We start from the raw sequence: 21,367 nt of genomic DNA on the forward strand, positions 1-21,367 counted from the left end.
GGGACGACGGAGAGCCTGATGAGAAGCGACGCCGAAGACTACCTCGACAAGGACGAGATTCCCGAGGACCTCAATGTGGAGGAATTCAACCAGATCGGCCCGGCCGTACTCAGGGCACAGCCCAGAGGGCCCATGCCGCTGAACCTCTACCGATACCGCAAAAAGCTGAATTCTCTTGTAAACGTCTACGCAGCCGGGGCGGCCATGCCCCCTGACCATCTGGAACACCTCGTTCATCTGGCCGACCGCGGCCGCCTGTTCTTTTCCCGTAACGATCAGGAAGTCTACGCCCGTTGCGCCGCCTCGGATCCCGACGCGGCGCTGGACGACCCGAACCTCACGCCCGAGGATCTGGCCGGGATTCTCGTTTCCGAAATAGCCTGCCGCCAGAAGGACCTGTTCGAGCACACCATGGTGCCGCAGCTGGAGCGGCTCACGCAGGTCGTGGACAGTCTTGCGGTCTATGTGGGCGTGGACTACGACAACATCGACCATCTGGTGAGCGTGTCCCACCGCAACCGGGACCGCGAGCGGCAGCGGGTCAACGCGGGCATCATCGCGCTGGCCATCTACCTTCAGCTCAACCGTGACAAGGTGGTCATCGAGAATCTGGCGCCGGTATGCCTAGGCTTCTTCCTCTACGACATCGGCATGAGCCGGGTTTCCCGCCTGATGACGGAAAAGACCTCGCAGCTCAGTGCGACCGAGCGCCGGAAGCTCAAGGAGCATCCCAAGGACGGGCGCATGATTCTGGAAAAGCTCGGGCTGGATTCGGAAGAGGTCCTCGAGCCGTGCCTGCAACATCACGAACGCATCGACGGCAGCGGCTACCCCGGTCAGCTCAAGGGACGCGACATAGGCCTGTACGGGCGGATCGCGGCGGTGGCGGACTCCTTCTGCGCCATGGTCACGGACCGGCCTCACTCCCGGCGTCGCAACACGGTGGAGGCGGCGGTGGAGCTGCTGAAGATGGACAGGGCCTACGATCACCGCGTCTGCCGGGCGCTTGTGGAGTATCTTCAGGGCATCCCCGGGTAACGCGATCGTCGCTTTTGCCATGCGGTCGACATCAAGCGCCTTCAGGGGACGGGGTGCGCCGGGGCGAAAAGGGGTTCGCCGATGAAAAGCGTCATTGAACAAGCAAATGCCGGTACCGAGGCCGTAACAATGGCATGAGAGGGTGGTCTCTCCAAACAAGGAGAGAAACCATGTTCATTCGATTGAAAGAATACACGTTGCCCGCGATCTGCCTGAACCCCGCAATGGAGACCCGCCGCATGGCCGCGGTGGCCGGCTGCGCCCTGGGCGCCATGTGCCTGATGCACCTTGCGGTGATCCTGACCTTTTAACCGCGCCGTCCCTTCAGGAGAATCGCCGCCAGGAGCGCCACCGCGACGCCGGCGGCCGCGACTGTCAGCGGGCTGCCCTCGTCCGGCTGCGGCGCATCCTCCGGCGCGTCGTCCACGCTGAGGGCGCGTCCCCGGGGCTCCCGGGGCAGGTCCCGCTGAACGAGCGGCGGCACGGCGCGCACCCCGGACCGGGGGTGTTCGAATAGCGCCCTTGCGGCAGCCCTGCCGTGCGCTCGCCAGTCCGTCACGGCGGCACCCGTCATTCCCGGAACGAACGGGACGTCTTCGCCCGCGAAGACCGGCACGGGGCTTTTCCCCACGACCGCCTGCGTCAGTCCGGCGACGGAGTCCTCTGTCGGGTAGCCCAGCAGCAGAAGGCTCGACCCTGACGGGGCGTTGGCCGCGATGCGCAGTATCTCATGCCGCCTCAACAGTCCCTCGCGCCCCTTCTCGTATCCCGGAAAAATCAGTTGCGCCCGTCCCATGTACGGTCGAAAGCGTTTCGCCGTTGTCCGGCGCAGGGCGTGCGCCCTCCGGCCGGTCCCGGTGAAGACTATGAGCGTCGTCGTGCCGGGGGCGGCGTCGAAGACCATTTTCACTGTTTCGGCTGCCGTGCCGTTGTCGGCGGTCGCGAAGGTCTCGGGCAACGGGGCGTGCCTCACCAGACTGATGGGGGAGTCGAGGGGGGCCAGCGGTCGAAACATGCGAACGAAGGAGACCGCCGGTTCGCCCACGGCTATGATCCCGGCTCCGGCTGCGTCGGCCCGCGAGCGCAGGCGCTTCCACGCGCCGAGGGCGTCCTCCTCGTCGGCTTCCGGTCCGAGGCCGAGGTACATGCTGGTGACGGGGAGCTCGCTACTTTCGCTGCGCACGCCGTGGAGAAGGGCCGAAGCCCCCGGCGGCGGCTCCGTGCCGGAGAAGAGCACCAGAATCCCGTCATGTTCGCTCGGAGCGCACCGGCCTGCGGACGCGGTCGAGAGAAGCACTGCGGCGAGGGCGAGGAAAAGTGTGAGTATTCGCAATGGCATGGCGGTGGAGAGGGCGTTTCCCGAAAGGGCGGCGTCGTGGAATCAGTTGACCACGTGGGTGACCACCATGTTGCGGCCCGATTCCTTGGCAAGGTACAGGGCACGGTCCGCGGCGCGCAGGAGGTCGCTGGCCATCCAGCCCGGCTGGATGTTGGCGACGCCGATGCTGACCGTGAAGGAGATCTCGCCGCCGTCGTAGCCTTTCACCGAGGGGGTGAACCGGGTCTGCTCCACGTCCCGCCGGATGGCTTCCGCCTTGATGGCGGCCTCGGATGCGGGCAGTCCGCGGGCGACCACGACGAGCTCCTCTCCGCCGTAGCGGGCCGGAAATCCGTCGACCAGCATGGCCTGCGAGGAGACCACGCTCGCCAGCTCCTTGAGCACTTCGTCGCCCACCTGATGTCCCAGAGAGTCGTTGACGCGCTTGAAGTGGTCCACGTCGATCATCATCAGAGCCACCGTCTCGCCCGTCCTGTGGAAATTCTCGGTCATTTCCTTGATGTGCGCGTCCAGCGCCCGGCGGTTGTGAAGCTGCGTCAGGAGCGGGTCGAAGCGCGCGGTGTGCTCCAGCCTGCGGGCGCGCGCCTGCCATTCGCTGGCCTCGTCGCGCAGCTCCTGAATCAGCGTCTCGAACTGTTTCCGCACCTGCGCGAGGATCTGCTCGCGCTCCTGTTCGCGCTCGATGACCTCCTCGGTGTCCCTGCGGGCCTGATCCAGCTTGCTCTCGCGTCTGTCGTCGGATTTGCGCATGGCTTCCATGGTCTCGCGCATCTCGTCCAGAAGGGCGGCCGTGGAGCGCTTTTCCGCTTCGAGCGCCGAGCGGCTCTCACGGGTCACGATGTTGTCCCCGATGAAGCGGTTCAGCCGCTCCAGAACCTTGTCATACCCGTGGTCCGAGAAGTCCCGTGTGGCGATGTGACCGAAAATGTCCTGCTGAATGGCGACCTTGTCCTGCTCCGTGAACACGGAGAGGTCGCGCACGAGGTTTCGCACGAACAGGACCACGGCTGTCCAGTGAGGGTCGTCCTCGATGCCGAACTTGCACAGGAGATCTTTGAAGGCTGTACCGTTGGGGCTTGAAACCATATTCACCTCTGGATGATGGGTCTGTTCATTGAACATACCCGAACTGGGGAGCAGGGCAACCGGATTATATGATTTCCGCTCCGCCGAGAACGGCCACGAGGCGCTTGAACACGGTCATGTCGAGATGTTCGCGCATCTCGTGCCGCATCAGCGTGAGGGCTTCGTAGGGGGCCATGGCGTCTGCGTAGGGCCGCGCGGTGGTCAGGGCGTCATAGATGTCGGCAACGGCGATGACCCTGACCGGCAGCGGGATGTCCGGACCGGAGAGCCCGGCGGGATACCCGGAGCCGTCCATCTTTTCGTGATGAAAGAGGATGCAGTTGATGGTGTTCTGGCTCAGGGGCAGGCGCGAGCACATGGAGATGCCGTGGGTGGGGTGGTTCATGATTTCGCGGCGCTCGTCCCGGGTCAGCGAGCCGCGCTTGTTCAGGACCTTTCGCGGGATGCGGGTCTTGCCCACGTCGTGCAGCAGCGCGCCCAGCCCGCATTCGAAGAGCTCGTTCTCGTCCAGCGAAAAGGTGTTCAGAATGGTGACGGTGAAGATGAAGACGTGCATGCAGTGCGTATACGTCTTGTAATCGTGAGAGATGAAGGGGGCGATGGCGGACAGCGAGCCGTTGTGCGCCAGAAAGTCGATGCTGTTGGAAACGATGGACCTGACGCGCTCGAAGTGCGCCCGCGGCAGCGTGGCGGGCAGCTTGCTGACGAAGATGTCCTGCACCACCGCCGAGGACGCCTCGTAAAATACCCGCGACCTTTCCGACGCGGGCAGTGTCTCATCCTGAAGGATGCGCCCCAGATTCTCCTCGACGTAGGCGTCGTAACGGGATTTCTCCCCGCTCTGGACGTACACCTCCCTGACGCCGTTGCCGTGGAGGCGGCTGCGATGCCGTTCGGTGAACATCTGGCCGGACCGCGTGTACAGCACGAAGTCTCCTCCCTGCCACAGATACACCGAAAAGGTGCCCATGGTGTCAGGAAAGAGCATGACGGGCGATACTGGAAAGAATGAAACCGGCCGGTCAGCCGTTTTAGCCGAACTCATGCTTCGGGCATAGTACAGAAGAGGTTGAAAGCCAAGCCGAACCATGGGCAATCGGCTGTTTTCTCGTGAAAATAGCCGGTCCTGTCGGATGGCTGTCGATTATCCTGTTTTTTCCAACAACTTTTCAACATGGTGCCTTCCGGGGATGATGCCTCTGGGGAACGGGATGGCCCACGGTTCGCCGGCGAGCACGCCTCGCGCCCAGTGTCGGGTGGCTGCGCTGAAGAATTTCTCGTTTTCCCGCACGATGAGCGCCTTGGCGCGTGCATCGTTTTCGCGGGCCGTGAACGAGAAGTTCTCTCCGTGCACCATGTGGACATACAACGCCGAGGCGACGCGCAGAAACGAGGCACCCGAGAGGGCGAATTGAATCCACAGGTCCCAGTCCTCGTAGTCCGTCCCCGCGCGGTAGCTTTCGGTCCGTTCCCACGCGCTGCGGCGCATGACCGCGGTGGGGGAGAGGATGTTCTGCGAGGCCAGCAGCTCTGGGGCGAAGGGGGGGAGGGACACCTCGCGGGGGGTGTTGGCTTCCACCATCACGAAGTCCGTGTAGGCCACTCCCTTGTCCGGGTCGTCGTCCAGCCCGGCGAGACAGGCGGCAAGATAGCCCGGAGCCAGCAGGTCGTCCGGATCCACGCACAGCAGATACTGGCCGCGTGCCTCGGCAAGGCCCCGGTTGCGGACGTTGCCGGGGCGACCGTCGCGGATTCCCGAGAGCACCTCGAACCGCTGCGGGCGCAGGGCCTCGAAGTGGGCGGCCTGACGCAGCGAGTCGTCTGTGCTGCCGTCGTCCACGAGGATTATCTCGACGATGTCCATGCCGAGGGTCTGGCTGTGCAGGCTGCGCGCCAGACGCTCGAAGTGGCGGCCGTAATTGTAATTGGGAATGACGATGCTCAGTCTTGGGTCTTTCATGGCTCCTCCCGGTGGCAGTCCGGGAAGAATCGTATCAGCAAAGAGACAATGCGGTCCAGTTCAACGGGCTTGGGCAGATACTCGTTCATGCCCGCCTCGATGAAGGACTCCCTGTCGCCATGCATGGCGTGGGCGGTCATGGCCACGATGGGGATCAACGGGTCGATGCCGCTGTCGGGATGCGAGCGCCGGATGCGTCTGGTGGTCTCCACCCCGTCCAGGGTGGGCATCTGCACGTCCATGAAGATCATGTGGTAATCGTTTTCCTTCATCATCCTGATAGCCTCCAGACCGTCGGCGGCGGTGTCCGCCTGATGCCCCAGCTTGGCGAGCATCTTCACGGCCATGGTGCGGTTGACGCGGTTGTCCTCCACTACCAGCAGGCGCAGCCCGGTTGGCGCCCCGGGCAGCTCTTCGCTGGAGGGCCGGCAGACGGTGGCGTGCACCTTGGCGTGGAAGTCCATGGCGAGATACAGCGACGTACCCTGCCCTTCGGCGCTGTCCACGGCGAGCGAGGCGCCGAGAAGGCTCACGAGACGCTTGACGATGCCGAGGCCGAGCCCGGTCCCTTGATGGCGTCTGACGTAGGAGCCGTCGGCCTGCGTGAAGGGTTCGAAGATCATGTGCTGCTTGTGATCGGGGATGCCGATACCGGTGTCGGCGATGATGAACAGCAGGCGGACCGAGCTGTCGCTCTCCCGTGTCTTGCTCACGCAGACCCGTACGCTGCCGGCATCCGTGAATTTGACGGCGTTGCCCACCAGATTGAACAGCACCTGCCGGAGTCTGGCCTTGCCTCCGACAACGTGGCGGGGCACGTCGTCGTCAACGTGCAGGGACAGGTCGATGCCCCTGTGCCTTGCCTCGTCCCGGAAGGGGAGCACCGAGTCTTCCATGAAGGGGCGGAGCTCGAATTCCTCCTGAAGCACTTCAAGCCTGCCCGCCTCGATCTTGGTGAAGTCGAGAATGTCGTTGATGATGGACAGCAGGTTGCGCCCGGACGAGAGCGCGGTGTCCACATAGTCTTTCTGTTCCTCGTCCAGAGGTGTGGTCTGCGCGAGCTGCAGCATGCCGAGCACGCCGTTGAGAGGGGTACGGATCTCGTGGCTCATGTTGGCGAGGAACTCGCTCTTGCTGTGGTTTGCCGCCTCGGCCAGTTCCTTGGCCGCCATGAGGTCGTGCTCATGGCGTTTGCGGGTGATGGCCAGCGCGGTCTGCTCGGAGACCGCCAGGAGCAGGGCGGCGTCGCGGGCGGTGAAGTGTTGCGGGTCTGTGTAGTGCTGAACGGCGATGACCCCTATGGTCCGCCCGTCCACCTTGAGCGGCACGCCGAGCCACACCAGAGACGGGGTGCCGATGATGGCCTCGTCAGGCCAGTCGTACGTATGGACGAACTGCGCTCTCGACAGCACCTCGGCTCCGCCGGCGAGGGGCTTGTCCTCGCCGAAGAGACGTGCGGGCATGTTTTCTCCGGTCAGGAGAAGGGGGCGCCCGCTACGGATGACGTGTGCTGAGAGACTGTATTGAGAGGCATCGTTGAGCGGGTGCACCGTGCCGAGGTAGTCGTCGTTTTCGTCCTCGAAATACACGAAGCGAAACGCCTTTTCGTCGTCCTCGGTCAGGGCGATGAACATGTTGTGGGCGTCCATGTACTCGTTGAGGGCGTTGTGAATCCGCTTGTAAAGCGCGTCGAGGTCGCCGGAGTCGCTGACCGCGTTGGCGATGCGGTAGAGCAGGGCCGCCACGGTCTCGTTGTGGCGCCTCTCGGAAATGTCCATGAAGGTCCAGATGACCCCCTTTTCCAGATCGCCGGGATCGAGCGCCTTTGCCTGGAGGTTGCACCAGAAAAGCGAACCGTCGGAGCGGGCCAGCTGTTTTTCGGACTGGTAGCGGCCGTCTTTGCGCAGGGTTTCGTATATCTCTTTTCTGAGCTCCTCATACTGCCCCGGGTCCGGCAGGAAGGTTGCCGGGCTGCGGCCCTTGAGCGCGTCGACTATGTAGCCGAATGTCTGGGCGCCCTTGGCGTTGATGCGGGTGATGCGCCCCTGACGGGTCATGCCGATGCCGATGAGCGAGTTCTGGTACAGGGTCCGGGTTTCGGTGAGCGCCTCGCGCAGACGGTGTTCGTTCTGCTTGCGCCTCGTGATGTCGCGGATGATGGCCATATATCCGTAATCCGCGCCGTCCTGCGCGTCCGCGATGGAGGAGAATGACATTTCGCATTCCAGCGGCGTGCCGTCGCGTCGGGCCAGCGTCCACTCGCCGCTCCAGCTCCCCTTTCGGGCGAGAGCGGGCCCCATGGTGTTCAAAAGGGTGCGGTGGCTGTTGCCGGAGACGTGGAGCACGGAGGCGGATTTTCCAGCGTCCTCTTCCGGCCGTAGGCCGAAGGTTCGGACTGCGGCGCTGTTCATGGCCGAAATGGTGTAGTCGCGCTCGAACAGGAGGATGGGGTCCGGCGAGCTGTCGAACAGGGCCCGGAAGCGCTCCCTGCTGCGAGACTCCTTGATGCGGGCGCGCTCTTCCTCGGTGACGTCCTGAATGACGACGACGGCGTGCGTCGTGCTTTCCCCGTCGTTGAAGGGAAGAAATTCGAATTCGTAACAGCCCGCCTGTTCCGGCAGGAGGGGCAGCCAGCTTCGCACGGTGGCGGAGCGCCCCTCGAAGCAGCGGGCCAGATGCGGGTGGACCATGGTCCTGAACGCCGCAGAGGTCCAGAGGTTCTGGACGTGCATGCCGTGCACGTCGCCGGCGACGTGCACGGCCTTGCGAAGCGCACTGTTGGCCGCCACAACGGTCAAGTCGCTGTCGAGCATCATGATGAAGTCGGGCGAGGCGTTGGTGATGGCCTCGAAATGCCGCAGTCGCTGTTCCATCTGGATACGGTCGGTGATGTCGGCGAACGAGATGAAAGCGGCCTCCCGGCCGTCCACGTTCGTGAGGTTCGCCGTGGCCAGCGCCCAGAACCGCCTGCCGGTGTAGCTCCTGAGTTGAACCGCCTCCGACTCGAAGCTCCCCACCTCCCTGAGTCGGCCCATGAGTCGCTCCCTTTCCGACAGGGAGACGTAGAACCCCTCCGTGGTCATTTCCCACGGCGTGTTCGCGGGCATGTCGAAGGCGTCCAGCGCCATGCGGTTGGCGAAGAGCAGCGCCCTGCTGTCGATATCCACGAGCACGGCCGGCAGGGGGGAGTGCTCCATGAGCTCCCGGAGTCGCTCCTCGCTTTGCCTGAGCTTGCGCTCCATCTCCCGTATTTCGGAGATGTCGGTGCCGGTGCCGACCATCCCGGCCACCTCCCCTTTGTCATCGTAATAGACGGCCTTGCGCACGAGCAGTTGTACCGACTGCCCATCCGGAGAAGGTATGGAGGTCTCATACTGTTGAACCTCCTGCTCCCGCAGGAGTGTCGCATCCTTCTCGCTCAGTTCCGCGCCCTTGTCTTTGAAAAGACCGGCCACGTCCGAGCCGATGACCTCGCTGCGAGAAAGCCCGAACTGTTCAAGAAAGGCGTCGTTGCAGCCCACGTATCGCCCTTCGGCGTCCTTGATGAAGGTCGGGTTTGGCAGGGCGTCCAGCACAGTCTGAAGAAATGTCACCTGATTGGAGAGAGCCTGTTCAGCCCCCATGCGTTCGCGTATCTCCTGCTGAAGCCGTTCGTTGGCCTGCGTGAGCTGTCGATTGTATTCATGCTCCGCGTCGCGCAGCTTCTGCATCTCCCTGTTGCGCTCCATGAGGTACCGCGTGCGCGCCACGGCCTTGGCAATGACGCTCTCCAGCTCGCGGGAAAAGTCCGGCCCCTTGATGACGTAATCCCATGCACCGGCGCGGATGGTGCGCACGGCCTCCTCTGCGCTCTTTTCTCCGCTGAGCATGATGAACGGAACATCGGGCGCACGGGACGAGAGCCTTTCCACCACCTCAAGTCCGGAAATGCCGGGCAGACGCAGATCGACAAGCACCAGCGAGTACCTGTCGGGGTCGAACCGGTCCACGCCCTGCTCGCCGGTCTCGACCTCCTCTACGGTGTAGCCGAGGGCCTGCAGCCGCGCCGCGAGCAGCATGCGGAACCTGAGGTCGTCGTCGATGATGAGGATGGTGATTGAATCTTGCATAGGATATAGAGCTTTAGCCGATTATTACCCCAAAAAAGAAACGCAGGCTATATTGGCTGATGAATTTCTAATGCAAATAAACAATCGCGAGCAGGGAAGGGCGGGCCTCAAAACCTGCACAAAGCGGATTTACGATCGTCCCGTTTTTCCATACAAGGACTCGGAGGCGAGTAGTTGCACAGGGATGAATTTCCAACATTTCGAGAGAAGCGATGCGTATTTCCGAAAGACTGTCCAGACTGAAGCCCTCGGCCACCCTGGCCGTGAACACCAAAGCTCAGGAACTTCGTGCGCAGGGGCGGGAGATCGTCTCTCTCGCGGTGGGGCAGCCGGATTTCGGCACGCCCTCGCATGTGGTCGAAGCAGCCAAGGCCGCCCTTGACGAAGGGTTCACCCGCTACACCCCGGTGCCGGGCATCCCGGAACTCCGCGAGGCCGTTGCCGACTACTACGGCCGCTTCTACGGCATCAGCGCCGAACAGGAGAATGCGATAATCTCCAACGGCGGCAAGCAGGTGCTCTACAACCTGCTCATGGCGCTGGTGAACCCCGGCGACGAGGTGCTGGTTCCGGCCCCGTACTGGGTCAGCTATCCCGCCATGATAGAGCTTGCAGAGGGCCGCTGCGTCACCGTGACCACCGAGGCCGAGAACGACTTTCTGGTGAGCGTCGAGGGGCTGGAGGCCGCCCGCACCGAGCGCACCCGCGTGCTGATCCTCAACTCCCCCTCCAACCCCACGGGCTGTTGCTACACGCAGGAACAGCTGGACGGGATCGCGCAGTGGGCGCTGGACAACGACGTGTTCATCATCTCCGACGAGGTCTACGACCGGCTGGTCTACGCTCCGGTGGAGCCCGCCACCCTCGCGCGGTTCTGGCAGGCCCATCCCGAGAGTTGCGCTCTGGTGGGCGCCCTGTCCAAGAGCTTCTGCATGACGGGCTGGCGCATGGGCTGGGCCCTCGCAGCCGAGGAGCTGGTCAAGGCCATGAGTAAGATTCAGGGCCAGTCAACTTCCAACGTTTCCTCCTTCTCCCAGAAGGCGGCCGTGGTGGCGCTGGCCGGGGAGTGGGACATCGTCGAGGACATGAAGGAAGCCTTCATGCGCCGCCGCGACATCGCGCACGAGATAATCACCTCGTGGGGCGCGCCCTGCCCCAAGCCGGACGGCGCGTTCTACCTCTTCCCGGTGCTGGACGCCTTCTATACCGAGGACGCTCCGGATTCCGCCGCCATGTGCACAAAGATTCTCGAGGAGGCCGGCGTGGCGCTGGTGCCCGGCTCTGCCTTCGGCGACGACCGCTGCATCCGGTTCTCCTACGCCGTGGACGACGACACCCTGCGCGACGCCCTGAGCCGTGTCGGCAAGGTGCTCACCGGTAAATAACCCGGTCCGCGATACGACAATGAAAAACGGGCCGCCCCCCTTGGGAGCGGCCCGTTTTTCATGGTGCACGATCGCCGGGATTATCGAATGATCATCACGGATATAGGTGCGTTTTCCATGACTTTTTCAACCATGGTCCCGCGTAGCTTGCCCACGGGGGCGGGCAGGGCCACGAGGGTGTAGTCTTCGGCCGCCGCGAGCACGGCTTCGGCGGAATCCTCCACCTCGAAGGCGGAGTGGATGGGGGGGCTGTCCAGCGGCAGGGCTCGCCGCGCCTTCTCGATGACCTCCATGCCCGCAGTGCTCGCGACGGAAAGGGGGATGCCGCAGGCTCGGGCGATCTTGGTCAGCCGGGGCAGGCATCCGGCGGCGAGGCCGGAGCCGTCCAGCACCGCGAGGATGGCCCCTTCGGTCTTGAGGCGGCGGGCGATGATGATGGGGCACGGCAGCCGCTGGGCGATGCGGTAGGCCATGGGCGTGGCGGAGACGAGCTTCTTCAGGCCGGTGGGGGTTTCGCCGGGGGCGCCCACGATGGCTATGTCCACATCCTCGATGTCGCACTGTTCGGCGATCACGCCGGGGATGTCCGTGCCGCTGCGCAGGTGCAGGGCCACGATCCCGCCGCAGGGCGTGTTGTACGAGACCACATACTCGCCCGCCGGGTCGCCCGTGATATCCCGGTGCTCCCATTCGCCGCCCTGTCCGGGGATTTCTCCGAGTTCGGCGAAGATGTCCCGGGCCTTCTTGAGTCGTTTGAGTCCGGGCAGCTCCAGTCCCCAGCCGAGCATCTGCTCGCGGGCCACGCGAAGTTCCAGCCCGCCGGAGTGCAGGCCGCTGTCAGGTTCGCGAACGGTGAGCAGGGAGGTGTCGGTGCACTGGCGGCGGCTCAGAAGGGCCGCGAAGGCCAGCGCCTCGTACGCCTCCGGCCCCCCGCCGATGCTCACGAGAATGTTCATGGTGTCTTTGTGCATGCTGTCTCCTCAACCTCCCAGAAGCGGCCAGTAGAATTTCGCAAAGATGATCAGGATAACGAAGGACATGAGCGCCAGCCTCCAACCCGCCCTGAGAAAGTCGGTGCTCGCCAGATATCCCGATGAGCGCACGATGGCGCTGGCTGGCGTGCCGATGACGGTCAGATAGGCGAAGGACGAGGCCATGGCCGTTATGAAACCGGCGGCAAGCGGGTTGGCCCCCGCCTCCACCGCTATGCTCAACACGATGGGGCCGAGAACCGCTACGGCCGCTCCGTTGGACATGGTGTTGGTCATGGCGGTGGTCAGGAGCATGATGCAGGCCAGCAGCCCGATGCCCGACCCCAGCCCGACGGGGACGGCCAGCTTGAGAAAGCCCGCCGCCACCCATGCGGCCGCGCCGGTCTCCTGCATCTGCTGGCCAAGGGATATGGCGGCCCCGTAGAGCAGCACCACGCCCCAGTTCACGCCGGAGTTGAGGTCCTCCCAGCGCACCAGCCCGGCAAGCAGGAAGCAGGCGGCCCCGGCTATGGCGATGGTGCCCATGCCCACCTCGGTGGAGAAGAGTATCCACGCGGTGAGCGTGAGCAGGAAAATGGCGATGGTGGCGTAGTGCCTGCCCTGAAGCGAGCCCTGCTTGCCCACCTGTTCCCGCAGCTTGCGCACGGCGCGCGAGAGGTCCTCGGAAGGGGCCGGGAAGGTCCGGCGCAGGATCCAGTGCATGAAGGGCAGCTGCACGAGAAAGACGGGGTAGGCGAAGAGCATCCACTGCCCGTAGCCGACGTCGTAAACAGCCGTGGACGGGTCCGATGGCCTGTAAAGAAAATCGGCCCAGTATTCGATCATGATGGCGTTTCGCGCTCCGCCCGAGGGGGTGCCGATGCCCGCCATGCAGCAGGCGTAGGAGATGGAGAACAGGAAGAGCAGGCCCAGCCTGCGCCTGCGCTCTTCGTCCTCCTCCGCGAGCTGGATCAGGGTCAGGGCCACGGGGAGCATCATGGCGGCCACGGTGTGCTCGCCGATGAACGAGGCCAGCAGGCCCGAGACGAGGGATATCCCGAAGGCGATGCGGTAGGTGTTGGTGCCTGTGGCCTTGACGATGACCAGCGCGAGCCGCTTGTCCAGCTGCTGCTTGACCATGGCCACCGCGAGCATGAGCGAGCCCATGATGAACAGCACCGCGTCCTTCATCAGGCTGCGGGCCACATCCGAGGAGTCGAGGCCGAGCAGAAATATCTGCCCCAGCACGATGAGCAGCGCCACGGAGGGCAGCGGCACCGGTTCCTTGATGAAAAGGGTGGTGGTCGCGAGCGTCATGACCAGCACCTTCCAGCCCGCGGACGTGAGGCCCGGGGGGACCGGCAGGAGCAGGAGCACGCCGACGGCGGCGAGGGTGATGAGCAGCCAGCGCTTGTCGTAGGCCCAGTGGATCATACCGGGTCTATACACGCTTCGGCGCGTTCATGCCAAGGGAGAGGGCGTTATTCCTTTACCTCGGCAAAGGCGCGTCGCAGCTCGCGGGCGGCTTCCGCGGGGTCGGGCGCGCGGCAGATGGCGGAGACCACGGCCAGCCCGTCGGCCCCGAGGGAGCGCAGCCGCCCGGCGTATTCCGCGGTGACCGAGCCGATGGCCACGGACGGGTGCCTCGTCATGGCCCTTCGCCGCGCGAAGCCCCCCAGCCCGAGCGGTTCCGAGTGGTCCGCCTTGGTGTTGGTGGGGAACACCGGTCCGAGCCCCAGATAATCCACGTCCAGCATTTCGGCCTCAAGCACCTGCGCGTCCGTGTCGATGCTCAGGCCGATGATGGCGTCAGGTCCCATGAGGCGCCGGGCGATATCCACGGGCATGTCGGACTGGCCCACGTGCACTCCGTCGGCTCCGACGGCGAGCGCCACATCGACGCGGTCGTTGATTACCAACGGCACTCCCGCAGGGGCGAGGATGCGCTTCAGGGAGCTGGCGGTTTCCAGATATTCACGGGTGGAGACGTTCTTTTCCCTGAGCTGAACCATCGTCGCGCCGCCTTCCACGGCGAGCCTCACCACCTCTTCGAGGGGCCGCTCCCCGCATGAGAAGCGGCCCGCGACGAGATAGCAGGCGAGGTCGAAACCCCGTTTCATGCTAGTCCTCCGCGATAAGGCGCTGATGGATGTCCTCGGCGACCTTCTCGCCGGAGAGCAGCATGCCGCCGAACACCGGGCCCATGCGGTAGGAACCGAAGGTGGCGTTGGCGGCCATGCCCGCGACCCACACGCCGGGGAAGACCTCGCGGGTGTGGTTGACGGTGTTGGTCTCCGCCACGTCGGCCCACATGGACTGTTCGCCCTCGATGGAGCCGGACGGGGTGTTCAGGGTGATGTCGTTCTTGCGGCACAGGGTCTTGAGCACCTCGGTGTCGTGACCGGTGGCCTCCAGCACGTGCTTGCAGTGGATGACCAGCGGGTCCACGTGCAGCCCGGCGATCTCCACGGGCGAGGAGTTGATGACCAGACCGTTGACGCGCTTCTGGCCGTTCTCCTCGCGGATGCAGACGTCCTCGACGCTCATGCAGTTGAACACGCGCATCCCGGCAATGGTGGCGGCGGAGGCCAGCGTGGTGGTGGCGGTGACCGCGTCGCAGGTCCAGTATTCGTCTTCCCAGTGCTTCATGGGGACGCCGATGTCTTCGAGCACGTGCTTGGACTCGTCCTGCACCACGATGATGTTCCAGGTCATGCCGCCGCCCCACATGCCGCCGCCCAGCGAGAGCTTGCGCTCGAACATGGCGACCTTGTGGCCCTTCTTGGCGAGGTTCATGCCGGCGGTCATGCCGGAAGGGCCGCCGCCGACGATGGCGACGTCGAGCTCCAGCGAGTCGCGGAACTTGTTGTAGTACTCGGTGATGATGGCGTCAGAGATGACTTTTTCGTTGAGGGACATGCGTTTCCTCCGCTTGCGGTTTGTTGCGGTCGGCGCGATCCGAAAGGCGCCGACCCCCTTTTGGCAAGGAGGCACGAACGTCAGGAGTGTCTTGAGAAGATGTCCCGTTGCCGGACGGCGCGGGACAGGGCTTCCGATTTCCCTACGTCAGTGCGAACTGAATCAGGTTCCAAGGGTATGATCTCAGCCCCGGCACGCGCCGGGACACCCCTATCGGATCGAAAACCTGTCTACCGCAAAGGACCGCCGTTCGCAAGGGGGGATTGATCGAACAATCAAGAGCAGGTGACTTCAGAGGACCGCAACAATGCCGAGCAGGCCGCACAGTTCGCCCAGTACGATGCTCGCTCCCAGAAAGTCCCCGTTGCTGCCGCTGACGTCTTTTGCCAGCTTGTGCAGGGGGATGAGCGTGATGATCATGAGAGCGGCGGTGATCGCGAGGGCCTGCGGCGGCAACAGCAGGGCGCCGAGGCCAAGGGCGAGCGCCGCGTTGACCGCAAGGCTCTTCAAGGAGGCTCCGGAGTAGAACAGGGAGCCGAGTCCCGGCCGGGCGAAGCGTCTGCCGACCACCCCGAAGGCCACGCAGTTGAGCCGACCGACAACAAAGGGCCAGAGCGCGGCCGCAGGGTTGCCCTTCGCGAACAGCGCCGCGAACAGCACGATCTGTCCGGCAAGGGTCATGACCAGGGCGATGACCCCGAACGCGCCGCACCGGCTGTCCTTGATGACCGTCCAGAACCGCTGCGGATCAAAGTGCGCGGTGAAGGCGTCGCAGACATCGGCGATGCCGTCATAGTGCAGGCCGCGCGTCAGCCAGATCGAGGCCAGAACAACGAGCCACGCCTGCACCCACGGTTCGCCCCGGAACAGGCCGAGCGCGAAGGGAAGGGTGATGACCGCTCCGAGCAGCAGTCCGGTGAGCGGCGTCCACGGCATGGTCCGGCGCATCTCCTCGTCCGAGGCGGCGCGCGCCGGGGCGAGGCGGGTCAGGAACCCCAGCGTCAGCAGGAAATCGTTCAGCGCCTTCATGCGTCCCACCTGAGGGTCACGGCGTCGCCCATGGAAAGCCCGAGCTGCCGCGCGGCAGAGCCGAGGTTGACCGCAATCTCGAAGAACCCCTGCGAGCCTTCCAGCAGGCCGGGGGCCCCCTCGGGCAGGTCGGAGTAGGTGTCCACCGCCGGGAGCTCCCGGCCCAGCGGGGTGCTGATCTGAAGATTGTCCAGCGGCCCGAGGGCTCCGGCGCGCAGGTTGAGCACGCAGTTGCCGAACCGGTCCACATGCAGCACCCGCACGGAACACTGGCCCCGGCCCATCAGCGGCTCGGTCCAGAGCGGGCGCACGGTCTCTTCGGCGGAGACGGGATGGCAGAATTGGGAGAGGTCCTGACCTGTGGCGATGCGTGCGGCGACCGGAGCGAAGATGTCGCGTCCGTGAAAGGTGGCGGAGGCTTTTTGCGGCACCCGGTTCACATGGTGACATTCGGCGTGTGCGGGGTCCAGCGCGAGCGAGGCCAGTCCGTTGTCCGGGGCCACGATGGTCCGACCGTCCTGACGGGCCGCAAGGATGGGACGGCCCGAGCCTACGCCGGGGTCCACCACGGCCAGCAGGACAGACGCTTCCGGAAAGTGCGGAGCCGAGGCCGCCAGAAAGAAGGCCCCCTGCGCGATGTTGAACGGTTCGACCCCGTGAGTGAGGTCGATAACCGTGCAGTCGGGGCATTCTCGGGCCAGCACGGCCTTCATCTGGCCCACGTACGGGTCGTCGAGGCCGAAGTCCGTAAGCAGTGCAATGACGGAATGCATGGCTAATACAGTTTCCTTGCCGAGAAGCCGCTGCCCACCACATGGAAGCCCGAGCCGGTGATGGTGAAGGCTTCCGGGTCCAGCGAGTAGACGATCTCCTCGAGCCGTTTGACCTGAACGTTGGTGACCATGGTCATGACCACGTCCTTGCTGTCGCCGGTCCAGCCGCCGCGCCCTTCCAGCACCGTGGCCCCCCGGTCCAGCTTCCTGAAGATGGCCTGCATGATCTCCTGCGGCTTTTCCGAGATGATCATGACCATCTTGCGTTCGCCGAACATGCCCATGACGTACTCGATGGCCACGGCGATGACGAAGGCCATGGCGATGGAGTAGAGCACGATGGACAGCTGCAGGAAGAAGAATCCTGCCAGAAACTGGAGAAAGTTGAACCAGAACTCGAACGCGCCCATGGAGAGGTTGAACCGCTGCTTGCCGATGACCGCGAGAATGTCCGACCCGCCGGTGGAGCCGAGCGAGCGCAGGCTGATGCCAACCCCGGCTCCGAGCAGGCCGCCGCAGGTGATCACCGCCAGCCAGACGTCCTCGATGGGCAGGGTGTAGTCGATGAGGTCGATGAAGAGGGCCGAGACGAACATGCCGTAGAGGCTGTAGAAAAAGAACCGCCTGCTGACGAAGACCCAGCCGAGCACAAAGACCGGCACGTTGAGCAGGAAGTACCACTGCCCGGTGGTGAGGCCCCCGAAGGCGTAATAGAAAAGCAGCGCCAGACCCGACATGCCGCCGGTGAGCAGGCCGTTGGGGATGGCGATGGCCTTGACCGCGAAAGCGAGCAGCCACGAGCCGGCGGTAATCAGGGCGATGTTCCACGGGACGCCGAAGGTGAGCCGGCGCAGTCGTTCTTCCAGAGCGGGTGAAATCATGTGTCTTGCAACCTCCGCGCACAGCTTTATCCGGTTTGGGCGCGGTTTGGAAGTCCGGAACGAAAACGGCCCGCTTCCATTGAAGCGGGCTGAAAAAACTACTTTTGTCTGCCTTTACCCTTGCCGCCACGGCCTTTGCCCTTGCCTCCGGGGCCACGGTCGGCATCATATTCCTCGGCATCCTCGTATCTGCGGTCAAAGTCGCGGTCCTTCGCCTTGCCGCCTTTCATCTTGGCGCCTTTGCCCTTTCCGGGATGCCCCTTGCTCTTGCCGGAGGGCCTTGTCCCTTGCCGAGCACGGAGGGGTGCGCGCCAACTTCGCGGGCTATGCGGCCCCAGCCCATGCCGGAGTCGCGCATGCTCCTGATCTCGGCCCTTGAGCGTCCCGAGTCGCGAGCCAGCGCGTCGACCTTGGCTTCATCCAGCGACTGCCGCGCGTCGCGGTATCGTTCGCGAGAGCGCTCATATTCCTGACGGCGCTCGTCGATGATGTCGCCGTTGCCGATACGGCGGGCCTCCTCCAGCGCCCGCCGCGCCCGCTCCACCTGATCGGCGGTGCGATCGACTCGTTCCAGAATGGAATCCACTGTCGAGAGGGGGGTGTCCTGCGCCATGGCTTGAGGCGCAAGAAAAAGTGACAGCAGTATGAGGCCGAGTGCCAATCGTTTCATAGTCATTCTCCCGTTTTTCATTCCATATACGCCTGAACGGGTGAAAAGGACCATGAGAATCCTACGAACCCCAGCGGACCGCGCCGCTGCCGCAGCTGGCCTCTTTGAACCGCTTGTTGGGGTCGGACTTCCAGAGCAGCAGGGGAGTCATGGGCTTGTGCGGACCGATATCCACGCGCATGGCGGAAAAGGCTCCGAGCCAGCCCGGATACAGTCTGTTGTTGAGTGTTGCCCACGGCACGCATTCTTTCCATGTCATCAACGGACCGGGCAGCACGGAGCGGGAAAAGCTGGGGCGGTTGCCGGTGGCCCGGACCATGGAACCAACCCGGAAGCTGGTCAGCATGTCCGCGCGGCTCATGGTGCCGCTGCTGCGCCGTACGTTGAGCAGGTGATACAGGGAAAAACGGTTGAGAAAGCCGATGAGCAGTCCACGTTCCGCAACGCGTGCGGCTTCTTCGAGCATCTCCTGAGGCCGGGGGCAGAATTCCAGCACGCTCCAGAGTACGACATAATCGAAGTCGTCATCATCAAAGGGCATGTGCGTGCCGTCGCCCACATACAGGCTTGCTTTGTTGCCCAGCCTGCGGCGTGCCCCGGAAAGCATGGAGTCGCTCTTGTCCAGCCCGGTGACGTCAAAGCCTTTGCGCCAGAGGGATTCGAGGAATATCCCGGTGCCGCAGCCCACCTCGAGGATGCGTCTGCCGCGGCGCTGCCACGGAGCCGTCATGGCTTCGAGCAGCATGTTCTCGCGGCTCAGCGCGACATGACCTTCTGGCGAGTCGAACCAGCTTTCATATTGTTGTGCGTTCCAGCGCATCGGGCCTCCGGGCAGGGGGTGCGGGCGGTTGTGGCGGCAGTAGCGGGCGGAGACATCTCCCGACTCCGGTCCTGCCGAACCCGGCGCCGCGTCGGCGTTCACCGCCTCCCGTATTCACCCACCGTTTCTAATCGACTTGTCAACCGCGCTCATCCGGTCTACGACAGATACGGGCGGCAATAATTGACAGCCCGTGTGTGACACGGGTACTCTCCGGTATATACTGCCACTTTTATTACACATGCATTGGTCGCGAGGTAAACCGGTTTCATGTCTTTGTTTTCGAATAGCATAGGTCTTCGCAAGGACTCCATCCGCATCACGGATGCCGAGTTCGTGGAACTGCGCGACTTCATATATGAAAAAAGCGGCATATTCGTGGACGAGAAGCGTAAGTATCTCTTCGAGAGCCGTTTTCGCAAGCGGCTCGGAGAGCTCGGGCTCTCCAGCTTTTCGGACTACATCAAGTTTCTCAAATTCGACTCGGGACGGCGAGAGGAGATGGTGCGGCTGTTCGAGATGGTCACCACCAACGAGACCAGCTTCTTCCGCGACCAGAAACAGCTCGACGCCTTCCGGGACCACGTCCTGAAGGATGTGATCGACCAGCAGCGGGCCGCCAGGAAGATGGAGCTCAACATCTGGTCCGCAGGCTGCTCTTCCGGCGAGGAGCCCTACACCCTCTCCATCATCCTGCACGAGATGCTGGGCCTCGAAATATCCCGCTGGCGCATCCGCATCTCCGCAAACGACCTGTCCAAGGCCATGATCGACAAGGCCCGCGAAGGCCTCTACCCCGAGTACGCCTTCAAGACCACCCCGGACGCCATGCGCAAGAAGTACTTCAAGCAGGACGGCGAACTCTGGCGCATCAACCGGGACGTGACAAAAATGGTGGATTTCAGGCTCATGAACCTGAATGAAAGCGCGGCATTGAAACGGATACCGCGGTCGCATATAGTGTTTTGTCGCAACGTCATAATCTATTTCGACGAAAGCATGAAGAAGAGGGTCGTGAACTCGTTTTACGACAACCTCGTACCGGGCGGGTATCTCATGCTGGGACATTCGGAATCGCTGCACAAGGTCTCCAAGACCTTCAAACCGATATTCCATCCCGGCGCCATCGCCTACAAGAAAGAGTAGGCTTGGGGGGTCTGTTTGCCGATACATACCATTGATGAACTACAGCCGGGCATGGTCCTCGCCGACGACCTCAAGGCCGCCGACGGACGCATGCTCCTGCCCAGAGGGCTCACGCTGGAGCAGCGCCACGTCGACCTGCTGAAACGCCTCGGCGTCAAGGAGGCGAACGCACGGACGGTCTGCGAACCCGAGGCCGAGGAGGCGGAAGTCATTGCGGACTACGTTCGCGACTTCTTTCTCTACTGCAACCCGGACCGCCCCGTGGTCCTCGAGCTCTTCCGGATAGCACTCGACCGCACCGCCGCCGCAGTCTGCGGCGGATGGGTACTGCCCGACACCAGCGAGAGAAGAGCCGCAAACGTCGAGCACCTCGATGACCTGTTCCTCAAAGGCATGGGCGGCCCGCAGGATTGCGTGAACCGCGAAAGCGAACTCGAGAGTTTCCCCGACATCTATTTCCGAATCCGCGAAGTGCTCGAATCCGAGTCCGGCAACGCCGACCGGGTCGCACAGGTCGTCAGTACCGACGTGGGCCTGTCAGCCAAGCTGCTCAAGCTCGTCAACAGCCCGTTCTACGGATTCCCCTCCCGTATCGACTCCATCAGCCGCGCCGTGGCCCTCGTGGGCGGAAACGAGCTTTCAACCCTCGCCCTCGGCGTGTCCACCATCAATTATTTCAAGAACATCCCCAAAGAGCTCGTGGACATGCGCAGCTTCTGGAGGCACTCCATCAGCTGCGGCATCTTCGCCCGCGTCCTCGCCGCCAAGCAGCAGGGCCTGCAGCCCGAGCGCTTCTTCATCGGCGGCCTCCTGCACGACGTGGGGCGTCTCATCATGTTCAAGATGCTTCCCTACGCCTGCACAGAGTCCATGCTCTTCGCTCGCGAAAACAGCATTCCGCAGGTGGAGGCAGAAAAAACCGTCATCGGCTTCTGCCACACCGACGTCAGCGAGCTGCTGCTCGAGCAATGGCAGTTCCCCGAATCTCTGGCGGAAATGATCAACCACCATCACGACCCCATGACACGACCCAACGCCCTCGAGCCCGCCATCCTGCATGTGGCCGACAACATGGCCAACGCGGTGGAAGTGGCCGAAGGCGGCATGTACGTCGTCCCCGGCTTCAAAGACGGAGCATGGGAGCTGCTCGGACTGCCCCCCGAATATCTGCGGGAAGCCGTCGAGCAGTACGAAGATCAGGTCGACCAGATCATGGACGCGTTCTTCTAGGCACACCACGA

At 63.6% G+C, this 21,367-nt stretch carries 20 protein-coding genes and 1 riboswitch; of the genes, 5 read left to right on the forward strand and 15 right to left on the reverse strand.

From position 1 onward, the window contains the following. Window positions 1-18: 18 nt before the first annotated feature. Both BR24_RS13330 and BR24_RS13335 read left to right on the forward strand, forming a co-directional pair. Window positions 19-1,038 carry an HD-GYP domain-containing protein gene (locus BR24_RS13330; protein WP_496541975.1) on the forward strand — a complete coding sequence of 340 codons (1,020 nt, stop codon included), beginning with the start codon at window positions 19-21 and terminating at the stop codon, window positions 1,036-1,038. 170 nt (window positions 1,039-1,208) lie between these two features. Continuing rightward, window positions 1,209-1,349 (forward strand): hypothetical protein, encoded by a 141-nt coding sequence (locus tag BR24_RS13335; protein ID WP_496541976.1) that lies wholly within the window; start codon window positions 1,209-1,211, stop codon window positions 1,347-1,349. Here BR24_RS13335 and BR24_RS13340 read toward each other — a convergent pair. The 5 genes from BR24_RS13340 to BR24_RS13360 all read right to left on the reverse strand — a co-directional run bounded on the left by BR24_RS13340 (window position 1,346) and on the right by BR24_RS13360 (window position 9,532). Then, window positions 1,346-2,371, reverse strand: coding sequence for a hypothetical protein (locus BR24_RS13340; RefSeq protein WP_496541977.1), 1,026 nt, complete (start codon window positions 2,369-2,371; stop codon window positions 1,346-1,348). The genes BR24_RS13335 and BR24_RS13340 overlap by 4 nt on opposite strands. 48 nt (window positions 2,372-2,419) lie before the next feature. Next, a complete protein-coding gene (locus BR24_RS13345) occupies window positions 2,420-3,463 on the reverse strand; it encodes a GGDEF domain-containing protein (protein ID WP_496541978.1) in 1,044 nt (347 codons plus the stop codon). 64 nt (window positions 3,464-3,527) lie between these two features. After that, on the reverse strand, window positions 3,528-4,451 hold the full coding sequence (locus tag BR24_RS13350) for an HD-GYP domain-containing protein (protein ID WP_496541979.1): 924 nt from the start codon (window positions 4,449-4,451) through the stop codon (window positions 3,528-3,530). A gap of 156 nt (window positions 4,452-4,607) precedes the next feature. Beyond that, window positions 4,608-5,423 (reverse strand): glycosyltransferase family 2 protein, encoded by an 816-nt coding sequence (locus BR24_RS13355; RefSeq protein ID WP_496541980.1) that lies wholly within the window; start codon window positions 5,421-5,423, stop codon window positions 4,608-4,610. Next, window positions 5,420-9,532 (reverse strand): PAS domain S-box protein, encoded by a 4,113-nt coding sequence (locus BR24_RS13360; protein WP_496541981.1) that lies wholly within the window; start codon window positions 9,530-9,532, stop codon window positions 5,420-5,422. Before BR24_RS13360 ends, BR24_RS13355 begins: the two co-directional genes overlap by 4 nt. A 212-nt stretch (window positions 9,533-9,744) precedes the next feature. On the opposite strand from BR24_RS13360, the gene BR24_RS13365 reads away from it, so the two are divergent. Next, the gene (locus BR24_RS13365) at window positions 9,745-10,917 is read left to right on the forward strand and encodes a pyridoxal phosphate-dependent aminotransferase (RefSeq protein ID WP_496541982.1); all 1,173 of its coding nucleotides are present in this window, start codon (window positions 9,745-9,747) and stop codon (window positions 10,915-10,917) included. 80 nt (window positions 10,918-10,997) lie between these two features. On the opposite strand, the gene BR24_RS13370 is transcribed toward BR24_RS13365, so the two are convergent. The 10 genes from BR24_RS13370 to BR24_RS13415 form a co-directional block, all read right to left on the reverse strand. Then, on the reverse strand, window positions 10,998-11,888 hold the full coding sequence (locus BR24_RS13370; protein WP_496541983.1) for a universal stress protein: 891 nt from the start codon (window positions 11,886-11,888) through the stop codon (window positions 10,998-11,000). 9 nt (window positions 11,889-11,897) lie between these two features. Then, the gene (locus BR24_RS13375) at window positions 11,898-13,322 is read right to left on the reverse strand and encodes an SLC13 family permease (protein WP_496541984.1); all 1,425 of its coding nucleotides are present in this window, start codon (window positions 13,320-13,322) and stop codon (window positions 11,898-11,900) included. 47 nt (window positions 13,323-13,369) lie between these two features. Beyond that, window positions 13,370-14,008 carry a thiamine phosphate synthase gene (gene thiE, locus BR24_RS13380; RefSeq protein ID WP_496541985.1) on the reverse strand — a complete coding sequence of 213 codons (639 nt, stop codon included), beginning with the start codon at window positions 14,006-14,008 and terminating at the stop codon, window positions 13,370-13,372. Window position 14,009: 1 nt separating this feature from the next. Then, entirely contained in the window at window positions 14,010-14,807 is a 798-nt protein-coding gene (locus BR24_RS13385) for a sulfide-dependent adenosine diphosphate thiazole synthase (protein WP_496541986.1), read from the reverse strand. 121 nt (window positions 14,808-14,928) lie between these two features. Continuing rightward, window positions 14,929-15,029: riboswitch (TPP riboswitch) on the reverse strand. Between the two features lie 69 nt (window positions 15,030-15,098). Continuing rightward, on the reverse strand, window positions 15,099-15,836 hold the full coding sequence (cobS, locus tag BR24_RS13390; RefSeq protein ID WP_496541987.1) for an adenosylcobinamide-GDP ribazoletransferase: 738 nt from the start codon (window positions 15,834-15,836) through the stop codon (window positions 15,099-15,101). After that, the gene (locus BR24_RS13395) at window positions 15,833-16,609 is read right to left on the reverse strand and encodes an SAM hydrolase/SAM-dependent halogenase family protein (protein ID WP_496541988.1); all 777 of its coding nucleotides are present in this window, start codon (window positions 16,607-16,609) and stop codon (window positions 15,833-15,835) included. The genes cobS and BR24_RS13395 overlap by 4 nt, the downstream gene beginning before the upstream one ends. 2 nt (window positions 16,610-16,611) lie before the next feature. Beyond that, window positions 16,612-17,490, reverse strand: coding sequence for a YitT family protein (locus BR24_RS13400; RefSeq protein WP_496541989.1), 879 nt, complete (start codon window positions 17,488-17,490; stop codon window positions 16,612-16,614). A gap of 98 nt (window positions 17,491-17,588) precedes the next feature. After that, window positions 17,589-17,720 (reverse strand): hypothetical protein, encoded by a 132-nt coding sequence (locus tag BR24_RS13405; RefSeq protein ID WP_496541990.1) that lies wholly within the window; start codon window positions 17,718-17,720, stop codon window positions 17,589-17,591. Next, a complete protein-coding gene (locus BR24_RS13410) occupies window positions 17,717-18,160 on the reverse strand; it encodes a hypothetical protein (RefSeq protein ID WP_496541991.1) in 444 nt (147 codons plus the stop codon). Before BR24_RS13410 ends, BR24_RS13405 begins: the two co-directional genes overlap by 4 nt. Before the next feature lie 61 nt (window positions 18,161-18,221). Next, window positions 18,222-18,980 (reverse strand): class I SAM-dependent methyltransferase, encoded by a 759-nt coding sequence (locus BR24_RS13415; protein ID WP_496541992.1) that lies wholly within the window; start codon window positions 18,978-18,980, stop codon window positions 18,222-18,224. A gap of 270 nt (window positions 18,981-19,250) precedes the next feature. Between BR24_RS13415 and BR24_RS13420 the strand changes: the two genes are divergently transcribed. After that, window positions 19,251-20,126: a CheR family methyltransferase gene (locus tag BR24_RS13420; RefSeq protein WP_496541993.1), complete on the forward strand. Its 876-nt coding sequence runs from the start codon at window positions 19,251-19,253 to the stop codon at window positions 20,124-20,126. 51 nt (window positions 20,127-20,177) lie between these two features. After that, complete coding sequence (locus tag BR24_RS13425) at window positions 20,178-21,356, forward strand: HDOD domain-containing protein (RefSeq protein ID WP_496541994.1); 1,179 nt, start codon at window positions 20,178-20,180, stop codon at window positions 21,354-21,356. The last annotated feature ends 11 nt before the right edge of the window (window positions 21,357-21,367 follow it).

Source organism: Pseudodesulfovibrio halophilus DSM 5663 (assembly GCF_059568665.1).

Bases quoted from the DNA above. Each gene is read 5' to 3' on its own strand.
- BR24_RS13330 (WP_496541975.1), top strand. From the start codon at position 19: ATGAGAAGCGACGCCGAAGACTACCTCGACAAGGACGAGATTCCCGAG.
- BR24_RS13335 (WP_496541976.1), top strand. From the start codon at position 1,209: ATGTTCATTCGATTGAAAGAATACACGTTGCCCGCGATCTGCCTGAAC.
- BR24_RS13345 (WP_496541978.1), bottom strand. From the start codon at position 3,463: ATGGTTTCAAGCCCCAACGGTACAGCCTTCAAAGATCTCCTGTGCAAG.
- BR24_RS13350 (WP_496541979.1), bottom strand. From the start codon at position 4,451: ATGCTCTTTCCTGACACCATGGGCACCTTTTCGGTGTATCTGTGGCAG.
- BR24_RS13355 (WP_496541980.1), bottom strand. From the start codon at position 5,423: ATGAAAGACCCAAGACTGAGCATCGTCATTCCCAATTACAATTACGGC.
- BR24_RS13360 (WP_496541981.1), bottom strand. From the start codon at position 9,532: ATGCAAGATTCAATCACCATCCTCATCATCGACGACGACCTCAGGTTC.
- BR24_RS13365 (WP_496541982.1), top strand. From the start codon at position 9,745: ATGCGTATTTCCGAAAGACTGTCCAGACTGAAGCCCTCGGCCACCCTG.
- BR24_RS13370 (WP_496541983.1), bottom strand. From the start codon at position 11,888: ATGCACAAAGACACCATGAACATTCTCGTGAGCATCGGCGGGGGGCCG.
- BR24_RS13375 (WP_496541984.1), bottom strand. From the start codon at position 13,322: ATGATCCACTGGGCCTACGACAAGCGCTGGCTGCTCATCACCCTCGCC.
- thiE (WP_496541985.1), bottom strand. From the start codon at position 14,008: ATGAAACGGGGTTTCGACCTCGCCTGCTATCTCGTCGCGGGCCGCTTC.
- BR24_RS13385 (WP_496541986.1), bottom strand. From the start codon at position 14,807: ATGTCCCTCAACGAAAAAGTCATCTCTGACGCCATCATCACCGAGTAC.
- cobS (WP_496541987.1), bottom strand. From the start codon at position 15,836: ATGAAGGCGCTGAACGATTTCCTGCTGACGCTGGGGTTCCTGACCCGC.
- BR24_RS13395 (WP_496541988.1), bottom strand. From the start codon at position 16,609: ATGCATTCCGTCATTGCACTGCTTACGGACTTCGGCCTCGACGACCCG.
- BR24_RS13400 (WP_496541989.1), bottom strand. From the start codon at position 17,490: ATGATTTCACCCGCTCTGGAAGAACGACTGCGCCGGCTCACCTTCGGC.
- BR24_RS13405 (WP_496541990.1), bottom strand. From the start codon at position 17,720: ATGAAAGGCGGCAAGGCGAAGGACCGCGACTTTGACCGCAGATACGAG.
- BR24_RS13410 (WP_496541991.1), bottom strand. From the start codon at position 18,160: ATGAAACGATTGGCACTCGGCCTCATACTGCTGTCACTTTTTCTTGCG.
- BR24_RS13415 (WP_496541992.1), bottom strand. From the start codon at position 18,980: ATGCGCTGGAACGCACAACAATATGAAAGCTGGTTCGACTCGCCAGAA.
- BR24_RS13420 (WP_496541993.1), top strand. From the start codon at position 19,251: ATGTCTTTGTTTTCGAATAGCATAGGTCTTCGCAAGGACTCCATCCGC.
- BR24_RS13425 (WP_496541994.1), top strand. From the start codon at position 20,178: ATGGTCCTCGCCGACGACCTCAAGGCCGCCGACGGACGCATGCTCCTG.